Raw genomic sequence first — 22,235 nt, forward strand, 5'->3', positions numbered from 1 at the left:
TACCGTTATACTTACCAGCTTTTTCGTTCATCGTTCCATCTTCGTTCATTACTAAAATACGTGGTAAGTCATAACGGTTACCTACTTCAAAGTCATTCGGGTCATGAGCTGGTGTAATTTTCACAACGCCTGTTCCGAAGTCTTTTTCTACGTATTCATCAGCAATAATCGGAATCTCTCGGCCTACGATTGGAAGTGTAACTGTTTTTCCGATTAAATGTTTGTAGCGATCATCTTCTGGATGAACTGCTACCGCTGTATCACCAAGCATTGTTTCTGGACGAGTAGTTGCAAGGCGAATGTGACCAGAACCGTCTGTTAACGGATAGTTCATATGGTAGAATGCACCTTGAACTTCTTTATGAATTACTTCAATATCAGAAAGAGCTGTGCGTGTTGCTGGATCCCAGTTGATGATATACTCACCGCGGTAAATTAAGTCTTTTTCATATAATTGAACGAATACTTTATTAACAGCGTTAGATAAACCTTCGTCTAATGTGAAGCGTTCACGAGAATAGTCTAGTCCTAAACCAACTTTCCCCCATTGTTGACGAATGTGAGAAGCGTATTCTTCTTTCCATTCCCAAGCTTTTTCAAGGAATTTCTCACGACCAAGATCGTAACGTGAAATACCTTCTTCACGAAGTTTTCCTTCTACTTTCGCTTGCGTTGCGATACCAGCATGGTCCATTCCTGGAAGCCATAATACATCGTAACCTTGCATACGCTTTGTGCGAGTTAAAATATCTTGAAGCGTCGTATCCCAAGCGTGACCTAAGTGTAACTTACCAGTTACGTTCGGAGGTGGAATTACAATTGTATATGGTTGTTTCTTCTCATCTCCTGTTGCTTCGAAATATTTGCCTTCAAGCCACCACTTGTAAAGGCCTTCTTCAACGGACATATGATCATATTTAGTTGGTAAATTATTTTCCGTGTTTGACATTATTTTCCCTCCTTAAAATAAAAAATGCCCCTCATCCAAAAAAGGACGAGGGACATCGCGGTACCACCTTTATTTACAAACAAATTCAGAATTTGCTTATACTCTTAATTTGATAACGGACAAATCCGTCTTTTCCTAATAAGAATCATTCCGTTCAGAAAAGATGCTCCAGGGCTACCTTCTAACATAACTATCTAGAGAACCTCCCAGCCAATGGTTCCCCTCTCTGAAGACGTTTCATGTTATACTCTTCCCCTTCAATGCATTTATGTGATTGTTAATTATTATATACAATAGTGTAAAAAACGAAACCTTATTCGTCAAGATAAATTTGTAACTACGGCTTTTATCTCTTTATGGAACTAATAAAAAAAGATAAGCAGGGTTCTCCCTACTTATCTTCTTTATCCGTTCCCTTGCTGGGCAGCTTGTAATTGCGAAAGGAAATATTCTGTATTACTAATGAGCCAATGCGATTGCTGCAGAATTTTTACCCCGCGAAGCTCATTTTCTTCATTACGACTCTTTCTTCTTTTCGTATACGACTGAATTTGCCGAATAAAATGCGACGGGTACGTCATATACGCAAACATAAGAAGCTGCTCCTCTTTCGTAAACGGAAAATTTTTTTGATACATTTGATACCATTCAAAGCGGTCGCTCCGCGCAATTGGATATGTGTTCAAAGACCTTGAATAAAAGCTGACGATATCCTGTACCGGTGTAGCAAACTGAGACTTTTCTAAACTAATAAAATAACCGTTTCGTTCATAATCAAATAAAAAGTGATTAAGCGATACATTTCCATGTACGAAAGTAGTACGTGTTTTTCCCTTTTCTTTCATTGCATCATGCCATTCACTTAATTGTTTCGTTGCGAACTCACGTGCTCTCATAACGTGGTGATAATACGTACAATATTGTAATTCAAATGGAGACATATACCACTTCGCTTCAGATTCTATGAGAAACTCTTCTAATATCTCGCCATCATTTTCCCAACGGTCGGATATATTTGTATAATGTTTTTCTAAATCTTCTTCTGTATAAGTCTCCTCTTTCACCGTTTTTTGATGCAACGTCCCGAGCGTTTGAAACATCTTATGGTATTGATCATTATCTTCGCCATTTCCTTCCGCACGTTCTAACCAAGGCATTAAATAATAGCTATACGCCCCATCACTTAAAACATAATTCCCGTCCGTCGTGTGATAGATAGGTACATAATTCGAAAAACCTTTCTCCTTCAAATATTGAATATGGTGTAAAAAATTATTCCGCTCTAATTTTCTATCTTGTATTTTCTTTAACGCATACGGACCTTGATTCGTATAAATTTTCATTACACTTCCGTGCTCTTCCATATGCTGAGTGTCCAATCTATATTGCCTCACAATGGGTTCATAGCGATTTCGTAATTCAATATCCATACGAATAACCCTTTCTTATTCAAAACATAGCTTCTAGGAAAAGAAAAGAGGTGAGTGAAAAAACTCACTCACTTATTTCACTGTTGCTTTTGAAACAGGAATATATATAATTTGCCCTGTAGTTAAATATATATCTTCTGATTGATTTACACGATATAGGCTTTGTACAGTCGTTTCATAACGTTCTGCAACCGATTCAATTGTATCTCCTTCTTGTACGAAGTACATTCTTAACTTCGTAAATTCTTCTTCTGGTTCTTTCGTAAATAATTTCGTTAAATAAAGTGCATTTTCATCTCGCTGTGAATATGCTTCTTCCTCTGGCTCTTCCTGCTTTTTCGCTTTTTCTTTCTTGAAATTTTTCCGCCCGAACAATTCAAATTGTGGCGTCTTTTCTTGCTCCTCTTCACGCTCCACAAGTTCATGTTCTTCTAATGCCTCTTCTTCTATTTCTTGCTCTTTTCTTTCTTCTAACTGAAACGGCTCAAATGCATAATCTTCCCATCCATCTGATTCTTTATAGGCTGGTACCTCTTCGTGCGGCGCAGGTCTACTTTCATCCTCTTCAGCTGAATCAGCTTCCAACTCGGCATACACCGTCTCTTCCTCTTCATCCTCGGTTCTTTCTTCGTCACATAAACCTGTAATAGATATATCCGCTAATAGTTGTAAGCAACCATTTTCCTTTAATTCATAATCAAATTCCTCGATTGATACATATAATTCTTCAATTACTTTCACTCGATTTCTTGGAATTGATATTTCGAGCGGAAAGGAATGGACAAGCTCATTAACCCCGTCTGCCCTTGTTTCTACATAATCAATTGCCTTTGCTGGTGATAGCTCTCTTAATGAATAAGCTGAATCATCTTGCCTTGCAACGTACTCTCCCGTTAAATCTAATTGCCCCCTCACGATAACTTCATGATCGAGCTCCTCTATCTCAACGTCTGGATCTAACGAAATTGACAAAAGTTCTTCGACTTCCTGTCCCTTCTGGAACCAAACAGATTCTTTTAATGAAAATCGTAATGAATGATCTGTTGCCACTTCTTTTCCCCCTCCCAAACTATATGTCATTACAGATTTATGTTCCCTAAGGCTACTTTATGAATAAAAAAAATCGCTCCCCTAATGGAAAGCGATTTTCTCTAAGAAATTATGCTTTTAATTTTGACATTGCAATTTCGGCCGCCGCAATTGTCGCCTCAATATCTGCATCACTATGTGCTGTCGATAAGAATAAACCTTCAAATTGAGAAGGTGGTAAAAATACACCTTGTTCTACCATTTCACGATAGTAAGCTGCAAAGAATTCTAAGTTTGAAGATTTTGCTGCATCATAATTAATAACTTGCTCATCTGTAAAGAAAATACCAATCATAGAACCTGCACGATTAATGTGATGCGGGATATTATGCTTTTCAGCTGCCTTACGTAGTCCAGCCTCTAACATTTCTGCTTTACACTCAAATTCCACATATGATTCTGGCGTTAACTGCACTAACGTTTCATAACCTGCTGTCATTGCAAGTGGATTACCCGATAATGTTCCAGCTTGGTAAATCGGTCCGCTTGGTGCAACTTGACGCATAATCTCTGTCTTCCCACCGTATGCTCCTACCGGCAAGCCACCACCGATTACTTTACCTAAACAAGTTAAGTCAGGAGTTACACCGTAGTAACCTTGTCCACAATTATAAGCAACACGGAATCCTGTCATTACTTCATCAAAAATAAGTAGTGCACCGTTTTGCTCTGTCACTTCACGAAGTCCTTCTAAAAACCCTGGTTGAGGGGGAACAACACCCATATTCCCTGCCACTGGTTCTACAATTATACAAGCGATGTCATCACCGAATTGTTCGAAAGCATATTTTACACTTTCTAAATCGTTATACGCTACTGTAATCGTATTTTTCGCTACACCTTCTGGTACACCAGGGCTATCTGGTAAACCTAGCGTTGCTACACCCGAACCTGCTTTAATCAATAAAGAATCACCATGACCGTGATAACAACCAATGAATTTCAAAATTTTGTTACGTCCAGTGTAACCACGAGCTAAACGTAGTGCACTCATTGTCGCCTCTGTTCCAGAGTTAACCATACGCACAATCTCAATTGATGGTACACGCTCGATAACAAGCTGCGCTAATTTATTTTCAATTTCTGTTGGTGCACCAAAGCTTGTTCCTTTTTCAGCAACAGCTTTTAAAGCCTCAACAACACGATCATTCGCATGACCATGAATTAAAGGTCCCCACGATAATACGTAATCGATGTATTCATTCCCATCGATATCATATACTTTAGAGCCTTTTCCGCGCTCCATAAACAGCGGATTCATACCAACAGACTTAAAAGCACGAACAGGGCTGTTTACGCCTCCAGGCATTAAATTTTGAGCCTCTTCAAACGCCGCAATCGATTTATCAAATTTTTTCATTATTTAGCGCCTCCTTCTTGTAACCATCTTGCTGCATCTTTTGCATGATACGTAATAATCAAGTCTGCTCCTGCGCGTTTCATGCTAATTAATTTCTCAAGTACAACTTCTTTTTCATTAATCCAACCATTTTGTGCTGCTGCTTTAATCATCGAATATTCACCACTTACGTTATAAGCAACGACTGGTAAGTTAAAGTTATTTTTCACATCACGAACGATATCTAGATAAGAAAGAGCTGGCTTTACAATTAAGAAGTCGGCCCCTTCCATTACATCTGATTCTGCTTCACGAAATGCTTCCATACGGTTCGCTGGGTCCATTTGATATGTTTTACGGTCACCAAACTGCGGTGCACCATGTGCTGCATCACGGAACGGTCCGTAAAATGCTGATGAATATTTCACAGCGTACGACATAACTGGTACGTGCGCGAAACCATTTTCATCTAATGCATGGCGACTTGCTGTTACGAATCCGTCCATCATGTTAGATGGTGCAATAATGTCTGCCCCTGCTTTCGCTTGACTTACAGCTGTTTTTGCAAGAGCTGCAAGAGACTCATCATTTAAAATAACGCCATCTTCAATAACACCGCAATGACCATGGCTTGTAAATTGACATAAACATGTATCTGCAACTACTACTAGCTCTGGGAACTCATCTTTAATTTGCTTAATTGCACGCTGTACAATTCCATGCTCACAATATGCCGATGATCCAACTTCGTCCTTTTCAGCAGGTAAACCAAATACAATAACAGAACGAATACCTAAATCAACGACCTCTTGCATTTCAGCTTGCAATAAATCTAAAGACATTTGATATACGCCTGGCATAGAAGGAACTTCATTACGAGTATTTTCTCCTTCTAATACAAAAATAGGGTAAATAAAATCTTCTGTATGTAAAAATGTTTCACGTACAAGCGCACGCATGCCCCCGCTTTGTCTTAAACGACGATGACGATTAAATTGTAAAGAATTCATAGATTTCTATCCCCATTCTTTTATTTTATAGATTCACAAATGCATTGCAGTAATGCTTCTACAGTGTACTCTTTTGGCACAATAACATGTGGAAAATAGAGGTTCGCCTCTTTTTCCGTAATAGGTCCTATACAAGCAATTGTACATTTTTTCGTCCATTCTCTCCAGTTTGTACCCTCAAGTAAACGAACAAAACTATCAACAGTTGAAGGGCTCGTAAATGTAATAATGTCTACTTTCCCTACTTCTAACGCTACTATAAGCTCTTGCTTTTTCATTACATTTTCTTTCGTACCGTATACGATTAGCTCCTCTAGAGAAACACCCATTTCCCGGAGTTTAACTGGAATAACATCTCTTGCTAAATTCCCTTTCGGAAATAAAATACATTCGTTTCCACTTAGTTTTTTTACAAACTCTTCTGCAAATACTTCTGCAACAAATGCAGTGGGAACAAAATCTACTTGATAGCCTCGCTTTTCTAACTCTAACTTTGTTTTCACGCCTACTGCAGCAATTTTAATCGGTCCGGGGAGCTTCTTTCTCAAACTATCTAGAAAAAAAGCTACACCATTTTTACTCGTGAAAATAACCCAGTCATACGAATGTAGCTGCCCTGCTATATGTTGAATTTGCCTATGAGACGTACCTTCCATACGCAAAAGCGGAATTTCCAATGGAATTCCGCTCCTTTCTTTCACTGCTACACTCATTTGTTTCGCTTGGTGCTGGGCACGTGTAATCAATACTGTTTTGCCAGCGAGAGCGTTCATATTTATTGTTGCTCCTTATTTGCAGCAAGGATGAGCTCTTTTGCTCCTTGTTTAATTAAACGGTCCGCAGCCTCTAATCCAACTTGCTTCGGATCATTACCTACTACTATCTCTTTCAATAAAACAGAACCGTCCATAGAACCGACAAGCGCTGTTAATTCGATTGCATCATTTTCTTTAAGCGTTGCATATCCAGCGATTGGAACTTGGCATCCACCTTCAAGTTTATGAAGAAATACTCGTTCAGCAGCCACTGTTCTTTCTGTTACTGCATCATTAATATGCGCTAACAACTGAAGTACATCCGTATCATCCTCACGACATTCAATCGCTAATGCACCTTGTCCTACGGCTGGTACACATAACGTTTCATCTAAATGTTCTGTAATAACTTCTCCGTCCCAGCCCATTCTCTGTAATCCAGCTGTCGCTAAAATAATTGCATCGTAATCTTCATCTTTTAACTTACGTAAGCGTGTATCGATATTCCCGCGAATCCATTTCACTTGTAAATCTGGTCTCGCAGCTAGTAGTTGTGCACTACGTCTCAAACTACTCGTTCCTAAGATCGCGCCTTCTGCTAAGTCTTTAAACGATTCTCCGTTTTTAGAAATAAAAGCATCACGAGGGTCAACGCGCTTTGGCGTACAACCAATCGTTAATCCATCTGGAAGTACAGCTGGCATATCTTTCATACTATGTACAGCCATATCAATTTCTTTCGTAAGTAACGCATGTTCAATTTCCTTTACAAATAAACCTTTTCCGCCTACTTTTGAAAGAGTAACATCTAAAATAACATCACCTTTTGTGACGATTTCTTTCACTTCAAATTCATATGGTAAACCAAGCGCTTTTAATTGATCAATAAACCAATTAGTTTGTGTTAATGCTAGTTTACTCTTTCGTGAACCTACAATAATTTTGCGCATAATTCTCTCTCCTCATTATAAATACCAAAAGTGGAAATTAGATAAACTGCTTAATAGAAAAATGTTAACTAGCATTACGAGAAATGCCCCGATATTCCACTGCACAATTTTCTTACCTTGCAACACATCTGCTGCTCGTAAATATAAGCCCACGCAATATACAAATAGAACGACAAAAGACCCAATTACTTTCGTATCATACCAATGGAAATTATCCAATTTTGTATATCCCCATATGCATCCTAATATAATTGCTAATAAGAAAAACGGAACAGAAAATAAATTTAATCCGTAAGACATAGATTCAAGCTTCGGCAAATTTCCTAATCTTCTTAATCTCGCATTCCACTTTTTCTTTTTTAATAGTCGGTATTGCAATAAATACATAATAGAAAAAATAAACGATACAGTAAACGTTGCATAAGAAATAATCGCCATACCGACATGCACGTATACAAGTTCTGAAACTAATTGCTCTGCAAGTACTGGCGACATCTTCCCGAGCGGTGTAAAAATAGAAAAAGCGCTTACGCCAAATGCTACAACATTTGTAAAAAAGACTAAAAAGTCAATACGCATAAATCGATTAATGACTAATGACATCGTAATCAATAACCAAACATAAAAATAAATCCCTGATAATAAAGTTAAAATAGGATTCGTTTCTGAATCTGTAGCCCTAAGCAACATAAAGATAGACTGCAGAACCCATACAATCGAAAGTAACCAAAAAGCAAAGCGGTTCGCCTTTCGGTTACTTTGGAAATAATCTATAAAATATAAACTAATGCTACAAGCATATAAAATAATTGCAATATGATAAATAATACTGTTATTTAAAAAACTCATCCGATCATCCTTCCAAGTTATAAAGATGGAACGGATGGTGTCCACGCTCTTTTATGTTCTACTTCTTCCGTATTTCCCGCTTCTTCCACTTCTAAATCAAAAATCTTCGCAAATAAAGCTAATTTTTCGCCAGCTCCCTCTTCAACAGCTAATTCTTTAGCTACTAAAATTGGGTCTTTTAACAATTGGTTAATAATACTTTTCGTATGTTTACTAATTACTTTTTTCTCACGATCACTAAGGTTTGGTATTTTTCGCTCAAGGCTTTCCATCGTATCACTTTGAATTGCTAGCGCTTTATCACGAAGAGCTGATATTAACGGTACAACACCTAGCGTACTTAACCACGTTTTAAATAAAACCATTTCTTCTTCAATCATAAATTGAATTTTCTCTGCTTCTTTTAAACGTTCAGCACGGTTTGCTTCAACTACACCTTGCAGATCGTCGATATCATATAAGAAAGAGCCTTCTAATTCATCAATCGCCGGATCAATATCACGTGGTACTGCAATATCAACCATAAATAACGGACGACCAGAGCGCATTCTCTCTACTTTTGTCATCATTTCTTTCGTAATGACATATTCTGATGCACCCGTTGAACTAATTAAAATATCCGCTTCTAATAATGCACATTGCAATTCACTTAAAGGCTTTGCATGTCCCATATATTTCTCAGCCATCACTTCCGCTTTCGTAAGCGTCCTATTCATAACCGTTACTTTACGAGCTCCGCTTCCGTATAAGTTTTGCAGTGCAAGTTCACCCATCTTACCCGCACCAAGAATAAGTACATGACAATCTGTTAAATCGCCAAATATTTTCTTTCCGAGCTCAACAGCAGCATAACTAACAGACATCGCACTTTCACCAATCGTTGTTTCTGAGTGCGCACGTTTTGCTAACGTAACCACTTGCTTAAACAACTCATTAAAAATTGTACCTGTCGCTTTTACTTGTTGTGCTTCTAAAAAGCTATCTTTTATTTGACCTAAAATTTGCGTCTCTCCAACAACCATAGAATCCAAACCGCACGTTACGCGGAATAAATGATCTATTGCGCCATCTTGTTCAAAAATAGACAAGTATGGTGCGACTTCTTCTATTTCAAGCTGAAACCAATCAGCTAAAAACTTCTTAATGTAATACCGTCCCGTGTGTAATTGATCGACAACAGCGTAAATCTCAGTGCGATTACAAGTTGATACAATGACATTTTCTAGCACGCTCTTTTGGTTTTGTAATATAGTCATTGCTTGCTCTAGCTCTGCTGCCTGAAATGTGAGTTTCTCACGAAATTCTACAGGGGCTGTTCGATAATTTACACTAACAACAAGAATATGCACGCAGCATGTCCCCCTTCACCCGTTTTATCACTTTATCTACTATCATAATACAACTTTCCTCTTATGAATCTGACAATCGTGTGAACAACTGATTATTTTTTATTTATTCTCCATATGTAATAAAGGAGCTTCAGTAAGATTAATAAAGAACTTTCTACTTTATAATAATTATAAAATAATAACTCTATTTGTACGTTACCAAAAAAAGTCCTCATAATCAAGTGATGGAAACTATTCCATATTAATTATAACATCATCTTTTCTATCTTCTTTCATCATGAAGGAAAATATGTATGATTGTTCCAAAATATAGTACTCACTTTCTCGATACAATGCATTTGACATTGTATTTCTTTTTCGTTATATTGGTTTTATAAAATTAAATTGTGCACAATTTAAAAATACAAGGAGTTGCCTATGAAAGAAAATCCTTTGCATCTAGATAACCAACTTTGTTTTTCTATTTACGCTTGTTCTAGAGAGGTTACCCGTTTTTACCGCCCCTATTTAGAAGAAATGGGCATTACGTATCCCCAGTACATTACTTTACTCGTACTCTGGGAACAAGACGGACTAACAGTAAAAGAAATTGGAGAACGTCTATTTTTAGATTCTGGTACTTTAACACCTATGTTAAAACGTATGGAATCATTAAAACTTGTACAACGTGTTCGTTCAAAAGAAGACGAGCGAAAAGTTTGTATTGAATTAACAGAACAAGGTAAAGATTTAAAAGAAATAGCTTGTTCATTACCAACAACGATGGCTACAAATTTAGGCATTACAGAGCAAGAATATCATTCTTTATTAATCCAATTAAACACATTAATTGAAACAATGAAAAAAATTAATGACAGAAAAGGGGAATAAACATGGATAAATTATATACTGCTTCAGTAACAGCAACAGGTGGAAGAAACGGTAAGGTAGTTTCAGATGATGGCATATTAAATCTTGATGTAAAAATGCCAAAAGCACTAGGTGGCGCAGGCGGAGAAGCAACAAATCCAGAACAATTATTTGCAGCTGGTTATGCAGCTTGCTTTGATAGTGCATTGCAACTTGTAATTCGTACAAAACGTATGAAGGTGGAAAGTACAGAAGTAACTGCACACGTTTCTATCGGTAAAGATACAGATGGTGGTTTCGGACTATCTGCTGTACTTGACGTACATGTTGCTGGTGTTTCTCATGCCGAAGCACAAGAACTTGTAGAAGCCGCTCACGGTGTATGTCCTTACTCTAAAGCAACAAGAGGAAATATTGAAGTTACATTAAACGTACGCTAAAAGTTTAGTAAATAAAAAAAAACGCGCGACATTCGTCACGCGTTTTTTGTTTTTGTCATTTTATGAATTGCTTTCCATGCTTCTTCTTTTCCAAGTCCTGTTTCAGAAGAGAATAGAACGATTTCATCGCCAATTTCAACAGCAAGCGTTTCTTTTACAACTTTGAAATGCTTTTGCCATTTCCCTTTCGGAATTTTATCGGCTTTCGTTGCAATAATAATTGTTGGGATTTCATAATGCTTTAAGAAATCATACATCATAATGTCATCTTTTGTTGGTTGGTGACGTAAATCAACTACTAATACAGCTGCGTCTAATTGCGTACGTGTTGTAAAGTAAGTCTCAATCATTCTGCCCCATGCCGCGCGCTCTGTTTTAGATACTTTCGCATATCCATAACCTGGAACGTCAACAAAATGCATCATTTCATTGATTAAGAAAAAGTTCAGCGTTTGCGTTTTTCCTGGTTTAGAAGAAATACGTACTAACTTTTTACGATTTAAAATTTTATTAATAAAGGAAGACTTCCCGACATTAGAACGACCTGCTAAGGCAATTTCTGGTAAATCACCGTCTGGATATTGTTCCGGTTTAACGGCACTAATTACAATATCTGCTTTTGTTACTTTCATTGTTTCACTCCTACTAATGCGTGCTCCAATACTTCGTCTAAATGAGATACAAGCACAAACGTAAGGTTTTCTTTTACGCTCTCTGGAATATCATCTAAATCTTTCTCATTTTCCGCCGGTAAAATAATTTTTGTTAATCCCGCGCGGTGAGCACTTAATGTTTTTTCTTTCAAACCACCAATCGGTAATACACGACCACGAAGTGTAATTTCACCTGTCATACCAACTTCTTTACTTACAGGAATACCTGTTAGTGCAGAAATAAGTGCCGTTGCCATCGTAATACCTGCTGACGGTCCATCTTTTGGAACTGCTCCTTCTGGAACATGAATATGAATATCGTTTTTCTCATGGAAATCCGGATCAATATGAAGTTCTTCTGCACGAGAACGAATATAGCTAAACGCGGCTTGTGCGGATTCTTTCATAACATCCCCAAGTTTCCCTGTTAAAATTAATTTCCCTTTTCCTGGCGCTACAGACACTTCAATTGCAAGTGTATCGCCGCCCGCTGCTGTGTAAGCTAAACCTGTTGCCATACCAACTTGGTCTGTTTTTTCAGCTTGACCATAACGGAATATATGCTTACCAAGTAAATCAACAATATTTTTCTCTGTTACAACAATGCGCTTGCGTTCTGCTGTAACGATAATTTTTGCTGCTTTACGGCAAACTTTTGCAATTTGACGCTCTAACGTACGAACACCAGCCTCGCGTGTATAATAACGAATAATTTCAAGAAGCGCTTCATCACGTACTTGCAAATTACCTTTTCGCAAACCGTGCTCTTTTAATTGTTTCGGCAATAAATGCTCACGAGCAATGTGCACCTTTTCAAGTTCTGTATAACCAGCAATCGAAATGATTTCCATACGGTCAAGCAATGGGCCCGGAACACTTGCAAGTGTATTAGCAGTTGCAACGAACATAACTTTCGATAAATCATATGGCTCTTCAATGTAATGATCACTGAAGTTATGGTTTTGTTCTGGATCTAACACTTCAAGTAACGCCGCTGATGGGTCTCCCCTGAAATCGTTAGACATTTTATCAATCTCATCTAATAAGAAGACTGGATTAACTGTTTTCGCCTTTTTCATACCTTGAATAATACGTCCTGGCATCGCTCCTACATATGTACGACGGTGACCACGAATTTCAGATTCATCACGCACACCACCAAGAGAAACACGTACAAAATTACGGTTTAACGATGTTGCGATAGAACAAGCTAACGAAGTTTTCCCAACCCCAGGAGGTCCTACTAGACAAAGAATTGGCCCTTTTAATGAATTCGTTAACTTCTGTACAGCTAAATATTCAAGTACTCGCTCTTTCACTTTTTCAAGACCGTAATGATCTTTATTTAAAATTTCTTCCGAATGAGTGAGGTCAATCATATCCTCTGTTGCTGTTGTCCATGGGAGAGCTAATAACCAATCAATATAATTATGAATGACACCACTCTCAGCAGAACTTACAGGTAATTTTTCATAACGATCTAATTCTTTCAGTGCAGCCTTCATTGTTTCTTCAGGCATTCCCGACTGTTCAATTTTCTCACGAAGTTCTTCAACTTCCCCGCCCTTGCCTTCTTTATCACCAAGTTCAGTTTGAATTGCCTTCATTTGCTCACGTAAGAAATATTCTTTTTGCGTGCGCTCCATTGAACGTTTCACTTTTTGTCCAATTTTCTTTTCTAGGCTAAGTAACTCTTGTTCATCTTGAATAATTGAAATAAGTGTATGTAGTCGTTCTTTCACAGATACAATCTCTAAAATCTCTTGTTTCTGCTTCGTTTTAATCGGTAAGTGAGAAGCAATTAAATCAGCTAGTCTTCCCGGTTCTTCTACATCAGCTACCGTTGCAAATGTTTCATTTGAAACTTTTTTCGAAACTTTAATATATTGTTCGAAATGCTCCAGTAACGTACGCATAAGAGCCTTCTCTTCTAAATCATCTTCTACTTCTTCCGTTACCGTTTTAATAGAAACTTGCACTATATTTTCTTCTTCGATAAACTCTACTACTTCTGCTCTATGTAAACCTTCTACAAGGACACGAAGCGTACCGTTCGGCAATTTTAACATTTGCTTCACTTTCGCCACTGTACCTACACTATATATGTCATCTTCTTTCGGATCGTCGATATTCATTTCTTTTTGCATTGCTAAAAAGATGATATTTTCATCCATTGCCGCCTGCTCTAGTGCTTGTATCGATTTATCACGTCCTACATCAAGATGCAGAACCATCGTTGGATATACGAGAATGCCTCTTAATGGTAGGAGGGGCACAATTCTTTCATTCGTATTCATACTAGACATAGCACCTCCATAATAAATTAAACTCCTGTTCAACTATTTTATATTACAATACATCTAGATGCAATTGCAGAGATTCTTCGCAATTGTTAATCCCCTGTTTTTTTGTGCCTCACGAAAAGAAAAAAGACTCCGCTTAAGCATACAAACTTAAACGAAGTCTGGCAAATTTTTATTATTGTATATTCTCACATTGATTGTGCATCTGTTTCGTCCAAATCATTATGTGCATCAAGCTCACGATGCATATTTTCCTGCATAAATGTTAATTCAAATACTTCTTTTAATTTGCGAACAGGAATGATCTCAATTCCCTTTATTGTATACAAAAATGGTTGCATGTTTTCAGCCGGAATGATGACTTTCTTAGCTCCCGCTTTTTTCGCAGCTTTTATTTTTGCGTACACACCACCAATAGGCTTCACTTCTCCGTGGATACTTATCTCACCTGTCATCGCTACTTCATTATTCACATACGTACGATGCACTGCTGAATAGACACCTGTTGCCATAGCAATACCTGCTGAAGGACCATCAATCGGGATACCACCAGGAAAATTAATATGTATATCATACCCTTCTGGCAACACATCTAGAGAACGAAGTACTGTTAACACATTATCAACAGAACCTTTCGCCATACTTTTACGGCGGATTGATTTCGTTTTATTTCCAATACTTTCCTCTTCTACAATTCCAGTGACATTTACTGATCCTTTATCTTTCACAGGAATAGCTGTTACCTCAATTTCTAATAACGCACCTGTATTCGGCCCATATACAGCAAGCCCGTTCACAAGACCGATTCTCGGAATTGGATAAATACGTTTTTCGTACTTTGGTGTAAGCTGACTAGAATGAACAACCCATTCAATATCTTCATCTTTAATGAAAGGTCGTTCTTCATTTATCGCCATACCAGCAGAAATTTGCACGAGATTAATTGCTTCTCGCCCATTTCTTGCATACATTCCAATCATTTCGATACCGTTCTCACCTACTTGCATCTCCACTTTGTCAGCTGCATTTTTCGCTACTTTTTGAATTTCTTCTGTATCTAACTCACGGAAGAACACTTCTAAACAACGCGACCTAATTGCAGGAGGAATTTCCTCTGGTGAACGTGTCGTTGCACCAACTAAGCGAAAATCTGCAGGTAAACCTTTTTGAAAAATATCATGTATATACGTTGGAATCATCGAATTTTCTTCACTATAATACGCACTTTCCAAAAACACTTTCCGATCTTCTAACACTTTTAGCATTTTATTCATTTGAATTGGATGTAATTCACCAATCTCATCAATGAACAAAATACCACCATGCGCATCTGTTACAGCCCCTTTTTTCGGTTGCGGGATACCCGCTTGTCCCATTGCACCTGCTCCTTGATAAATAGGATCATGCACTGAACCAATTAATGGATCCGCAATACCACGCTCATCAAACCTAGCTGTCGTCGCATCAAGTTCGATAAATGTTGCATTTGTACGAAATGGAGATTTCGGATTTCGTTTCGCTTCTTCTAATACAAGGCGTGCTGCCGCTGTCTTTCCGACACCTGGCGGACCGTATATGATCACATGTTGCGGATTAGGACCACAAAGAGCCGCTTTTAACGACTTAATCCCGTCTTCTTGCCCTACAATGTCTATAAAGGATGTAGGACGTACCTTTTCCGCAAGCGGCTCTGTTAAAGAAACCTCACGCATTTTACGAAGCTGCTCTAATTCTTTTTTCGATTCTCGATCAATTGAAACTTTTTGTGTTCGCTGATTTCGAAGTAAATGCCAAAAATACAATCCGACAATTACGCCAAAAACAAGTTGAACAAGTAAAAATATATTTGTCCAGCTCATAATTCATTTCCTCCCGCTATGTTTTACCTTTTAGTATTTCCTGGGAGGAATAGTGCTAAACATAAAGAAAAACAGCAATTATAAAAATTGCTGTTTCTTCTTCGCATTATGCAGATGTTTTTGTATCAAGTACAGTACCGTCTTGTAACACCAATTTCGGCGGTTCATTATCAGCTACTGTTTCTTTCGTAAGAATACACTTCTCGATATCTTTGCGAGATGGAAGTTCGAACATTACATCAAGCATCAAGCCTTCAATAATAGAACGAAGTCCACGAGCACCTGTTTTACGTTCAATTGCTTTTTTCGCAATCTCAACTAGTGCACCTTCTTCAAACTCTAACTCAACATCGTCAAGCTCCAATAATTTTTGGAATTGCTTAACAAGTGCATTTTTCGGTTTAGTTAAAATATCTACAAGAGCATCTTCATCAAGCGGCTCTAGGTTCGCAATAACTGGAAGACGACCGATAAACTCCGGAATTAAACCGAATCTTAAAAGATCCTCTGGTAAAACGTGAGATAAAACATGCTTCTCATTTACATCAGCATTTTTCTTCTCAGCACCAAATCCAATTACTTTCTCACCAAGGCGACGTTTAATAATAGGCTCGATGCCATCAAACGCTCCACCACAAATGAATAGGATGTTCGTTGTATCAATTTGAATAAACTCTTGATGCGGGTGCTTACGACCACCTTGAGGTGGAACGCTCGCTACAGTACCTTCTAAAATTTTCAGAAGTGCCTGCTGTACACCTTCACCAGATACATCACGTGTAATTGATGGATTTTCGGACTTACGTGCCACTTTATCAATCTCATCAATATAAATAATTCCTTTTTCCGCTTTTTCTACATCGTAATCAGCCGCTTGAATTAGTTTTAGTAAGATGTTTTCTACATCTTCCCCAACGTATCCAGCTTCTGTTAAAGATGTTGCGTCCGCGATTGCAAATGGAACATTTAAAATACGCGCTAATGTTTGTGCCAATAATGTTTTACCACTACCAGTTGGCCCAATAAGTGAAATATTACTCTTCGCTAATTCTACATCATCAATTTTGCTGTTAGAATTAATGCGTTTGTAATGGTTATATACCGCTACCGCTAGTGCTTTTTTCGCGTTATCTTGTCCGATGACATACTCATCTAAGATTTCACGAATTTCTACCGGTTTCGGTACATCTTTGAATTCTACTTCTTCGTCCTTCGCAAGCTCCTCTTGTACAATTTCAGTACAAAGCTCGATACACTCGTCACAAATGTAAACACCTGGACCTGCAACTAACTTTCGAACTTGTGTTTGTGTTTTACCACAGAAAGAACATTTTAATTGACCTTTTTCATCATTAAATTTAAACATATTTTCACACCCCTTACAAAGTGCTAACCTCTTGCCTTCGTATGTACACGATAAATGTATCGTATGTAAATACATATTATGTCACTACATAGCGAGAAATACAAATAATATGACTAGTTATGTACAAATAAAAAAATTTTAAAACTTTTGAAATATGTATATTCGACTTACAAAGGCACTTTTCCTTCTTCATCGAAAAGTTTTATAAATATATTTCTATATTTATAAAACAAGGCACGATTAAAATCGCGCCTTGTTATTTTATTATGCAGCGTTGTCTACTAAGAAGTCTACAGCTTTACGCACTTTAAGGTCTTCAGATAAAGCGTCTACGCTTCCAATAGCTTGCTTGATAGCGTCTACTGGCATACCGTACATTTCAGCCATTTTTTCAACTTCTGCAGTTACTTCTTCTTCAGTAACTTCGATGTTTTCAGCTTCAATGATAGCTTCAAGAACAAGATTGATTCTTACACGTTTTTGTGCGTCCTCTTTCATTTGCTCTTTTAATTTGTCAGCGTCAGTACCTGTGAATTGGTAGTAAAGCTCAAGGTTCATACCTTGTTGGCTTAAACGTTGCTCGAATTCACGAACCATACGATCTAACTCAGTGTCGATCATAGCTTCTGGAATGTCGATTTCAGCGTTAGCAGCAGCTAATTCTACTACTTCGTCACGTACTTTGTGCTCAGCTTCGTGCTTTTTGCCTTCTTCTAAGTTTGTACGAAGTTTTGTTTTTAATTCATCAAGAGTTGCAACTTCTTCGTCAGCATCTTTAGCGAACTCGTCGTTTAACTCAGGAAGTTCTTTTGTTTTGATTTCGTGAATTGTTACTTTGAATGTTGCTGGTTTACCAGCTAATTCAGCAGCATGGTACTCTTCTGGGAATGATACTTCAACTTCTTTAGAATCACCAGATTTAAGACCAATTACTTGCTCTTCGAAACCTGGGATGAAAGTACCAGAACCGATTGCAAGAGAATAGTTTTCGCCTTTTCCGCCTTCAAATGCTTCGCCATCAACGAAACCTTCGAAGTCGATTACAGCTGTATCACCATCTGCAGCAGTTCCTTCTTCTTTAACAACTAGTTCAGCTTGACGCTCTTGTAAAGCTTTTACTTCGTTCTCTACATCCTCGTCAGTTACAGTTGTTTCAACTTTTTCTACTGCTAAACCTTTGTAATCACCTAATTTAACTTCAGGTTTTACAGTAACTTTTGCAGTGAAAATTAAGTTTTGGCCTTTTTCGAATTTCTCGATGTCAATCTCAGGATGAGCAACTGGGAAGATACCAGCTTCATCGATTGCTTCACCGTATGCTTTTGGTAAGATGATATCTAAAGCATCTTGGTATAAAGATTCAATACCAAAGCGTTGTTCGAATAATGGACGAGGCATTTTCCCTTTACGGAAACCTGGTACATTAATTGTTTTTACTACTTTTTTGAATGCAGCGTCGATAGAGTTATTTACTTCTTTAGCATCAACTTCGATTGTTAAAACGCCAACGTTACCTTCTAATTTTTCCCATTTTGTAGACATTTATTCTTTCCCTCCAACTATAATAATGTATGCACATACCTCTATAGATCAAGATTTTTATTATCTCTTTCTTGAAATAACAAATGTACAAATAACCCTCTAGCAAAAAGCTTTCAGATACAATGTTCCAATCTACTAATTGTCTAAAAGACAACTACGGTATATTTTGTTCGAGACTAATATGAAACATATTAAGTAAGAGAATTATACTCCTCTTCTCTTACAAACAGGCAGATTTCTGCCTTTTGCAACCCTTACATTATAACATAGAATGTGCTCGTTTCAATAACTGAACGATTCTTTTTCATAATTATACGGGCAAATACCCTTCTCTTTCAATGCGCAGTAACCATTGATAGGCAATATGAAATTCCTCAAACTCAATATTGTATGCTGTCATAAGTTCTTCTTCATCAATAGCCAATCCGAAACGCTTTCTTCCAATTCTCTCTAAGACAGCAGCCCAAATTTCTACTTTATCCATTAATAGAGGGAACGGAAAAATGCTAATTTGTAATTCTTTCCAGCATGTAACCATCGTACTAAATATATCTGGATAATTTTGCTCTAATCGGTTTGAGAATTTATGTATAATTTTATCGGATTGCTCCTCATTATGACCTGTAAATGCTGGAATCACCTTTATCGTATTTCCAAACTTCTCTACTTCTATCTCTTCTTCTATTTGATTTTCTACCATTTTATACAAAATAGAAGTTTTTAAATAAGGGTGCTGATCTTCGTCTATTAAAAATTTCTTTAAAGTAGGAAGTGCGAGATCCAGGTCTTTTAACGAAAGTTTCTGGATCACTCTTAGCTTTTGACCAAAGTTTTCTCCAAAAAGCCCATCGGTAAATTCTTCTAATTCAAAATCCGAATCCACTAGCGGTGTATCTTCTTCATTCAGCATCCCTTGCGCAAACAAAGCAAGCTGCGCCAATTTTTCCTTTTGCTCAGGAATTATATCTTTCGTTTGCAAAACTTCCTCAACAGTTTCAATGACACCTTCATAATCATTTGTTTGAACTAAAATAGTTACATACGTTTCAAGAATATCACCAAATAATACAGCTCCTGTTTCAAGCAACTGCTCACATTTTTCTTTCGCTTCTTCCATACGTTTTAATTCTAACAAACAAATAACGGAAGCTAATTCTGTTTGTTCCGTTTCTGCATTATACTGACGTAATATTTCAAAGCAGCGCAATGCATCTTCGAATTCCCGCTCTTTCAACGCTAAAAAACCTTTATCAATATAGCGTTCTGATAGTTGCGGGAACAATACGACCGTATTTTCTTTTTTATCCATACGTCCGCCTCTTTTTCTAGATTTTAATGATCTTCAAAGTAAATATATCAAATGCGTAATGAGAACACAACATTCCAAAATTATTTATTTGAAATATAGGAATATTCTATTTTCATAACAAAAAAGCAACAAACTTCTAAATGAAATTCATTTTTCACAAACAAAAACCCTCAGCAACAGACGGCAGAGGGTTCATCATTAATGGAAAGCTTTTATAATTGTGGGGTATATAACAAGGGTAATAATTTGGAGAACAATAATTGCCATAACAATCATGCTAAAATAGAAGATTGGTTTACTTCGCTTCATTAAAAACATAATAATAAGCATCGTACAAGCAAACAAACTTAAAAAGAACAAACTCGTTGTCGAACTAAGTATACCACTCGGGACAAAGAACAATAAAACTACACTACAAGTACCTATAATTCCAAATAACCATTCCATTCATTCACTCATTCCCTTTCCCTCTCATGGCAGTTTTTTCTACGCTACTAAATGTTTTACAACATCAATTACATATGTTAACTTTTCATACGCCACAAACCCAAAAGCTACTGTTAAACCCGTTACGATTAATCCTTTCATCATCTCTTCCTCCTCATTTATCGTTGTTATCTTCATTATATAGGATTAGTAATTTGTTACCATCGAACTTCCTTACACTTACCTTACAGAGTTGTAAGATTTCAAAAATAGATTTAAAATCATGTTAATATATTTTTGTACAATTAAGAATTTAATTTACAAGGGGGATTATATATGTTCAAAAAAATGGCAGCTGACGTTTTAGGATTAAGCGATGTAGGTTCCGTTATCACACCAAAAGATTACGATAAGGTCGATGCTGATGATTACGTAATGCATGAAGATGGGGAGAAAATTTACTTTCTTATTAAATCTAAATCAGATGAATATTGTTTCACAAACAAAGGATTAATTCACCTAGATGGTACAAGTGCCACAAGCAAAACACGTACATTACGCCGCTTTAGCTATAGTAAATATCAAATTAAAAACGTAGCACTTGAAACTGCAGGAACGATTGATTTAGATGTAGAAATTAAATTTCAAATGGGAGATGAGCATTACTCAATTGATGTTCATAAAAAACATATTGAAGAATTAAAAGATTTATATAAGGCTCTTCTTAAAATCGAAGAAATTTCATACGACAACGACATTAAATTGCAGTATGCACATAAAAGTTTAGATATGGCATCTAACGCTTTCAGCCGTATTTCAAATGCACAAGTAAATTTAGCAGAACAGTTTAAAGAGATGAACGAGATCGCCTTTAACTGGCTCATTGATACGAAAAAGCAATATAACGTGAAAGATTACGGTTTTGTCTTTGAAAAATTTATTAATAACTAATTTAAAACAAACAAAAAACCTTGTTATCAAAAGATAACAAGGTTTTTTTAGCGTCCCAGGAGAGATTCGAACTCCCGACCGTACGCTTAGAAGGCGTATGCTCTATCCGGCTGAGCTACTGGGACATGGAGCGGGTGAAGAGAATCGAACTCTCGACCAGAGCTTGGAAGGCTCTTGTTTTACCACTAAACTACACCCGCATATGTTATTTTATTTTTCTTCGTTAGCGCCGTTGCCCTATCGACAATATTTATTATATTCATAACTACTTATAAAGTCAACACTTTTTTAAAAGAGGATAATTTTTCTTATCCTCTTTTAAAAATTGCTTGTTCCACCAGCTGTCCATCTAATGTTTCAAAACGAACTTCTATATGATTTTCATCCATTTCTAATAAAGCGAATGTTTTTTCCACACGAGAGCGCGGGAGCAAAATACTTCCTGGATTAATAAATAAAATCCCATCAATTAATTCTGCCCCTAATATATGAGAATGTCCAAAGCATGCTACTTGCGCTCCTACTTCTCCTGCATGATACGCTAACGTTTGTAACGTCATTTTCACATTATGACGATGACCGTGTACAACTAAGAAACGAATTCCATCTACATCAGTTACAATTTCATCTTGAAAGTTAGCATAATCACAATTCCCTTTTACAACTTGGAAACCTTGTAGCTCTTCTTGAGCAGGCGTTAGCTCTGAATCACCACAATGAATCATGACATCTACTTTCCCTTCGTAATTCTCTTTTAACTGCTGTAATTCCTTCACAGAGCTATGACTATCGCTTACGATTAAAGCTTTCATCAATC

General features: G+C 37.1%; 20 protein-coding genes, 2 tRNA genes and 1 other annotated feature. Of the genes, 3 read left to right on the forward strand and 19 right to left on the reverse strand.

Annotated features, from left to right (window positions below; translation table 11 throughout):
• From AB3X49_RS03060 to hemA, 9 genes are all read right to left on the reverse strand, one after another.
• The coding region (locus AB3X49_RS03060) for a class I tRNA ligase family protein (protein WP_367960441.1) at positions 1-949 on the reverse strand (949 nt) is incomplete at its 3' end.
• Positions 950-987: 38 nt separating this feature from the next.
• Positions 988-1,219, reverse strand: a binding site (T-box leader).
• 134 nt (positions 1,220-1,353) lie between these two features.
• Positions 1,354-2,379, reverse strand: coding sequence for a spore coat protein YsxE (ysxE, locus tag AB3X49_RS03065; protein ID WP_367960443.1), 1,026 nt, complete (start codon positions 2,377-2,379; stop codon positions 1,354-1,356).
• A 72-nt stretch (positions 2,380-2,451) separates the two neighbouring features.
• On the reverse strand, positions 2,452-3,459 hold the full coding sequence (gene spoVID / locus AB3X49_RS03070; protein WP_367960445.1) for a stage VI sporulation protein D: 1,008 nt from the start codon (positions 3,457-3,459) through the stop codon (positions 2,452-2,454).
• A 79-nt stretch (positions 3,460-3,538) separates the two neighbouring features.
• Positions 3,539-4,828, reverse strand: coding sequence for a glutamate-1-semialdehyde 2,1-aminomutase (gene hemL, locus AB3X49_RS03075; protein ID WP_367960447.1), 1,290 nt, complete (start codon positions 4,826-4,828; stop codon positions 3,539-3,541).
• Positions 4,828-5,817: a porphobilinogen synthase gene (gene hemB, locus AB3X49_RS03080; protein WP_367960449.1), complete on the reverse strand. Its 990-nt coding sequence runs from the start codon at positions 5,815-5,817 to the stop codon at positions 4,828-4,830. Before hemB ends, hemL begins: the two co-directional genes overlap by 1 nt.
• A gap of 20 nt (positions 5,818-5,837) precedes the next feature.
• Positions 5,838-6,590 carry a uroporphyrinogen-III synthase gene (gene hemD, locus AB3X49_RS03085; protein WP_002088828.1) on the reverse strand — a complete coding sequence of 251 codons (753 nt, stop codon included), beginning with the start codon at positions 6,588-6,590 and terminating at the stop codon, positions 5,838-5,840.
• Positions 6,591-6,592: 2 nt separating this feature from the next.
• The gene (gene hemC / locus AB3X49_RS03090; protein WP_367960452.1) at positions 6,593-7,522 is read right to left on the reverse strand and encodes a hydroxymethylbilane synthase; all 930 of its coding nucleotides are present in this window, start codon (positions 7,520-7,522) and stop codon (positions 6,593-6,595) included.
• Between the two features lie 15 nt (positions 7,523-7,537).
• A complete protein-coding gene (locus tag AB3X49_RS03095; protein ID WP_002015354.1) occupies positions 7,538-8,371 on the reverse strand; it encodes a cytochrome c biogenesis protein in 834 nt (277 codons plus the stop codon).
• 17 nt (positions 8,372-8,388) lie between these two features.
• On the reverse strand, positions 8,389-9,720 hold the full coding sequence (gene hemA / locus AB3X49_RS03100; RefSeq protein WP_002015353.1) for a glutamyl-tRNA reductase: 1,332 nt from the start codon (positions 9,718-9,720) through the stop codon (positions 8,389-8,391).
• A 417-nt stretch (positions 9,721-10,137) separates the two neighbouring features.
• On the opposite strand from hemA, the gene AB3X49_RS03105 reads away from it, so the two are divergent.
• Both AB3X49_RS03105 and AB3X49_RS03110 read left to right on the forward strand, forming a co-directional pair.
• Positions 10,138-10,590, forward strand: coding sequence for a MarR family winged helix-turn-helix transcriptional regulator (locus AB3X49_RS03105; protein WP_002015350.1), 453 nt, complete (start codon positions 10,138-10,140; stop codon positions 10,588-10,590).
• A gap of 2 nt (positions 10,591-10,592) precedes the next feature.
• Positions 10,593-11,009, forward strand: coding sequence for an organic hydroperoxide resistance protein (locus tag AB3X49_RS03110; protein WP_002015349.1), 417 nt, complete (start codon positions 10,593-10,595; stop codon positions 11,007-11,009).
• Between the two features lie 35 nt (positions 11,010-11,044).
• On the opposite strand, the gene yihA is transcribed toward AB3X49_RS03110, so the two are convergent.
• The 7 genes from yihA to AB3X49_RS03145 form a co-directional block, all read right to left on the reverse strand.
• Entirely contained in the window at positions 11,045-11,641 is a 597-nt protein-coding gene (gene yihA / locus AB3X49_RS03115) for a ribosome biogenesis GTP-binding protein YihA/YsxC (protein ID WP_367960456.1), read from the reverse strand.
• Positions 11,638-13,968, reverse strand: a complete 2,331-nt coding sequence (gene lon, locus AB3X49_RS03120; RefSeq protein ID WP_367960459.1) for an endopeptidase La — start codon at positions 13,966-13,968, stop codon at positions 11,638-11,640. Before lon ends, yihA begins: the two co-directional genes overlap by 4 nt.
• A 185-nt stretch (positions 13,969-14,153) precedes the next feature.
• Positions 14,154-15,824: an ATP-dependent protease LonB gene (gene lonB, locus AB3X49_RS03125; RefSeq protein ID WP_367960462.1), complete on the reverse strand. Its 1,671-nt coding sequence runs from the start codon at positions 15,822-15,824 to the stop codon at positions 14,154-14,156.
• Between the two features lie 106 nt (positions 15,825-15,930).
• The gene (gene clpX, locus AB3X49_RS03130; protein ID WP_000472285.1) at positions 15,931-17,190 is read right to left on the reverse strand and encodes an ATP-dependent protease ATP-binding subunit ClpX; all 1,260 of its coding nucleotides are present in this window, start codon (positions 17,188-17,190) and stop codon (positions 15,931-15,933) included.
• Between the two features lie 264 nt (positions 17,191-17,454).
• On the reverse strand, positions 17,455-18,732 hold the full coding sequence (tig, locus tag AB3X49_RS03135) for a trigger factor (protein WP_367960465.1): 1,278 nt from the start codon (positions 18,730-18,732) through the stop codon (positions 17,455-17,457).
• Positions 18,733-19,042: 310 nt separating this feature from the next.
• Complete coding sequence (locus AB3X49_RS03140) at positions 19,043-20,041, reverse strand: hypothetical protein (RefSeq protein WP_367960468.1); 999 nt, start codon at positions 20,039-20,041, stop codon at positions 19,043-19,045.
• A gap of 198 nt (positions 20,042-20,239) precedes the next feature.
• Positions 20,240-20,488 carry a hypothetical protein gene (locus AB3X49_RS03145; RefSeq protein WP_001983650.1) on the reverse strand — a complete coding sequence of 83 codons (249 nt, stop codon included), beginning with the start codon at positions 20,486-20,488 and terminating at the stop codon, positions 20,240-20,242.
• A 315-nt stretch (positions 20,489-20,803) separates the two neighbouring features.
• Between AB3X49_RS03145 and AB3X49_RS03150 the strand changes: the two genes are divergently transcribed.
• Entirely contained in the window at positions 20,804-21,418 is a 615-nt protein-coding gene (locus tag AB3X49_RS03150) for a PH domain-containing protein (RefSeq protein ID WP_367960471.1), read from the forward strand.
• 51 nt (positions 21,419-21,469) lie between these two features.
• On the opposite strand, the gene AB3X49_RS03155 is transcribed toward AB3X49_RS03150, so the two are convergent.
• From AB3X49_RS03155 to AB3X49_RS03165, 3 genes are all read right to left on the reverse strand, one after another.
• Positions 21,470-21,543: transfer RNA gene (locus tag AB3X49_RS03155), tRNA-Arg, on the reverse strand.
• A 1-nt stretch (position 21,544) separates the two neighbouring features.
• Positions 21,545-21,618, reverse strand: a tRNA-Gly gene (locus tag AB3X49_RS03160).
• Positions 21,619-21,726: 108 nt separating this feature from the next.
• Positions 21,727-22,230, reverse strand: coding sequence for a metallophosphoesterase (locus AB3X49_RS03165; protein ID WP_002165028.1), 504 nt, complete (start codon positions 22,228-22,230; stop codon positions 21,727-21,729).
• Positions 22,231-22,235: the final 5 nt, after the last annotated feature.

This window comes from Bacillus sp. C30, from assembly GCF_040838255.1.
Lineage (GTDB): Bacteria > Bacillota > Bacilli > Bacillales > Bacillaceae_G > Bacillus_A > Bacillus_A mycoides.

Coding starts and splice junctions, on each gene's coding strand:
- AB3X49_RS03110 (WP_002015349.1), top strand. CDS start 10,593: ATGGATAAATTATATACTGCTTCAGTAACAGCAACAGGTGGAAGAAAC.
- AB3X49_RS03150 (WP_367960471.1), top strand. CDS start 20,804: ATGTTCAAAAAAATGGCAGCTGACGTTTTAGGATTAAGCGATGTAGGT.
- hemL (WP_367960447.1), bottom strand. CDS start 4,828: ATGAAAAAATTTGATAAATCGATTGCGGCGTTTGAAGAGGCTCAAAAT.
- AB3X49_RS03165 (WP_002165028.1), bottom strand. CDS start 22,230: ATGAAAGCTTTAATCGTAAGCGATAGTCATAGCTCTGTGAAGGAATTA.
- hemD (WP_002088828.1), bottom strand. CDS start 6,590: ATGAACGCTCTCGCTGGCAAAACAGTATTGATTACACGTGCCCAGCAC.
- AB3X49_RS03145 (WP_001983650.1), bottom strand. CDS start 20,488: ATGGAATGGTTATTTGGAATTATAGGTACTTGTAGTGTAGTTTTATTG.
- lon (WP_367960459.1), bottom strand. CDS start 13,968: ATGTCTAGTATGAATACGAATGAAAGAATTGTGCCCCTCCTACCATTA.
- AB3X49_RS03105 (WP_002015350.1), top strand. CDS start 10,138: ATGAAAGAAAATCCTTTGCATCTAGATAACCAACTTTGTTTTTCTATT.
- ysxE (WP_367960443.1), bottom strand. CDS start 2,379: ATGGATATTGAATTACGAAATCGCTATGAACCCATTGTGAGGCAATAT.
- AB3X49_RS03095 (WP_002015354.1), bottom strand. CDS start 8,371: ATGAGTTTTTTAAATAACAGTATTATTTATCATATTGCAATTATTTTA.
- hemC (WP_367960452.1), bottom strand. CDS start 7,522: ATGCGCAAAATTATTGTAGGTTCACGAAAGAGTAAACTAGCATTAACA.
- tig (WP_367960465.1), bottom strand. CDS start 18,732: ATGTCTACAAAATGGGAAAAATTAGAAGGTAACGTTGGCGTTTTAACA.
- spoVID (WP_367960445.1), bottom strand. CDS start 3,459: ATGACATATAGTTTGGGAGGGGGAAAAGAAGTGGCAACAGATCATTCA.
- hemB (WP_367960449.1), bottom strand. CDS start 5,817: ATGAATTCTTTACAATTTAATCGTCATCGTCGTTTAAGACAAAGCGGG.
- AB3X49_RS03140 (WP_367960468.1), bottom strand. CDS start 20,041: ATGGATAAAAAAGAAAATACGGTCGTATTGTTCCCGCAACTATCAGAA.
- clpX (WP_000472285.1), bottom strand. CDS start 17,190: ATGTTTAAATTTAATGATGAAAAAGGTCAATTAAAATGTTCTTTCTGT.
- lonB (WP_367960462.1), bottom strand. CDS start 15,824: ATGAGCTGGACAAATATATTTTTACTTGTTCAACTTGTTTTTGGCGTA.
- yihA (WP_367960456.1), bottom strand. CDS start 11,641: ATGAAAGTAACAAAAGCAGATATTGTAATTAGTGCCGTTAAACCGGAA.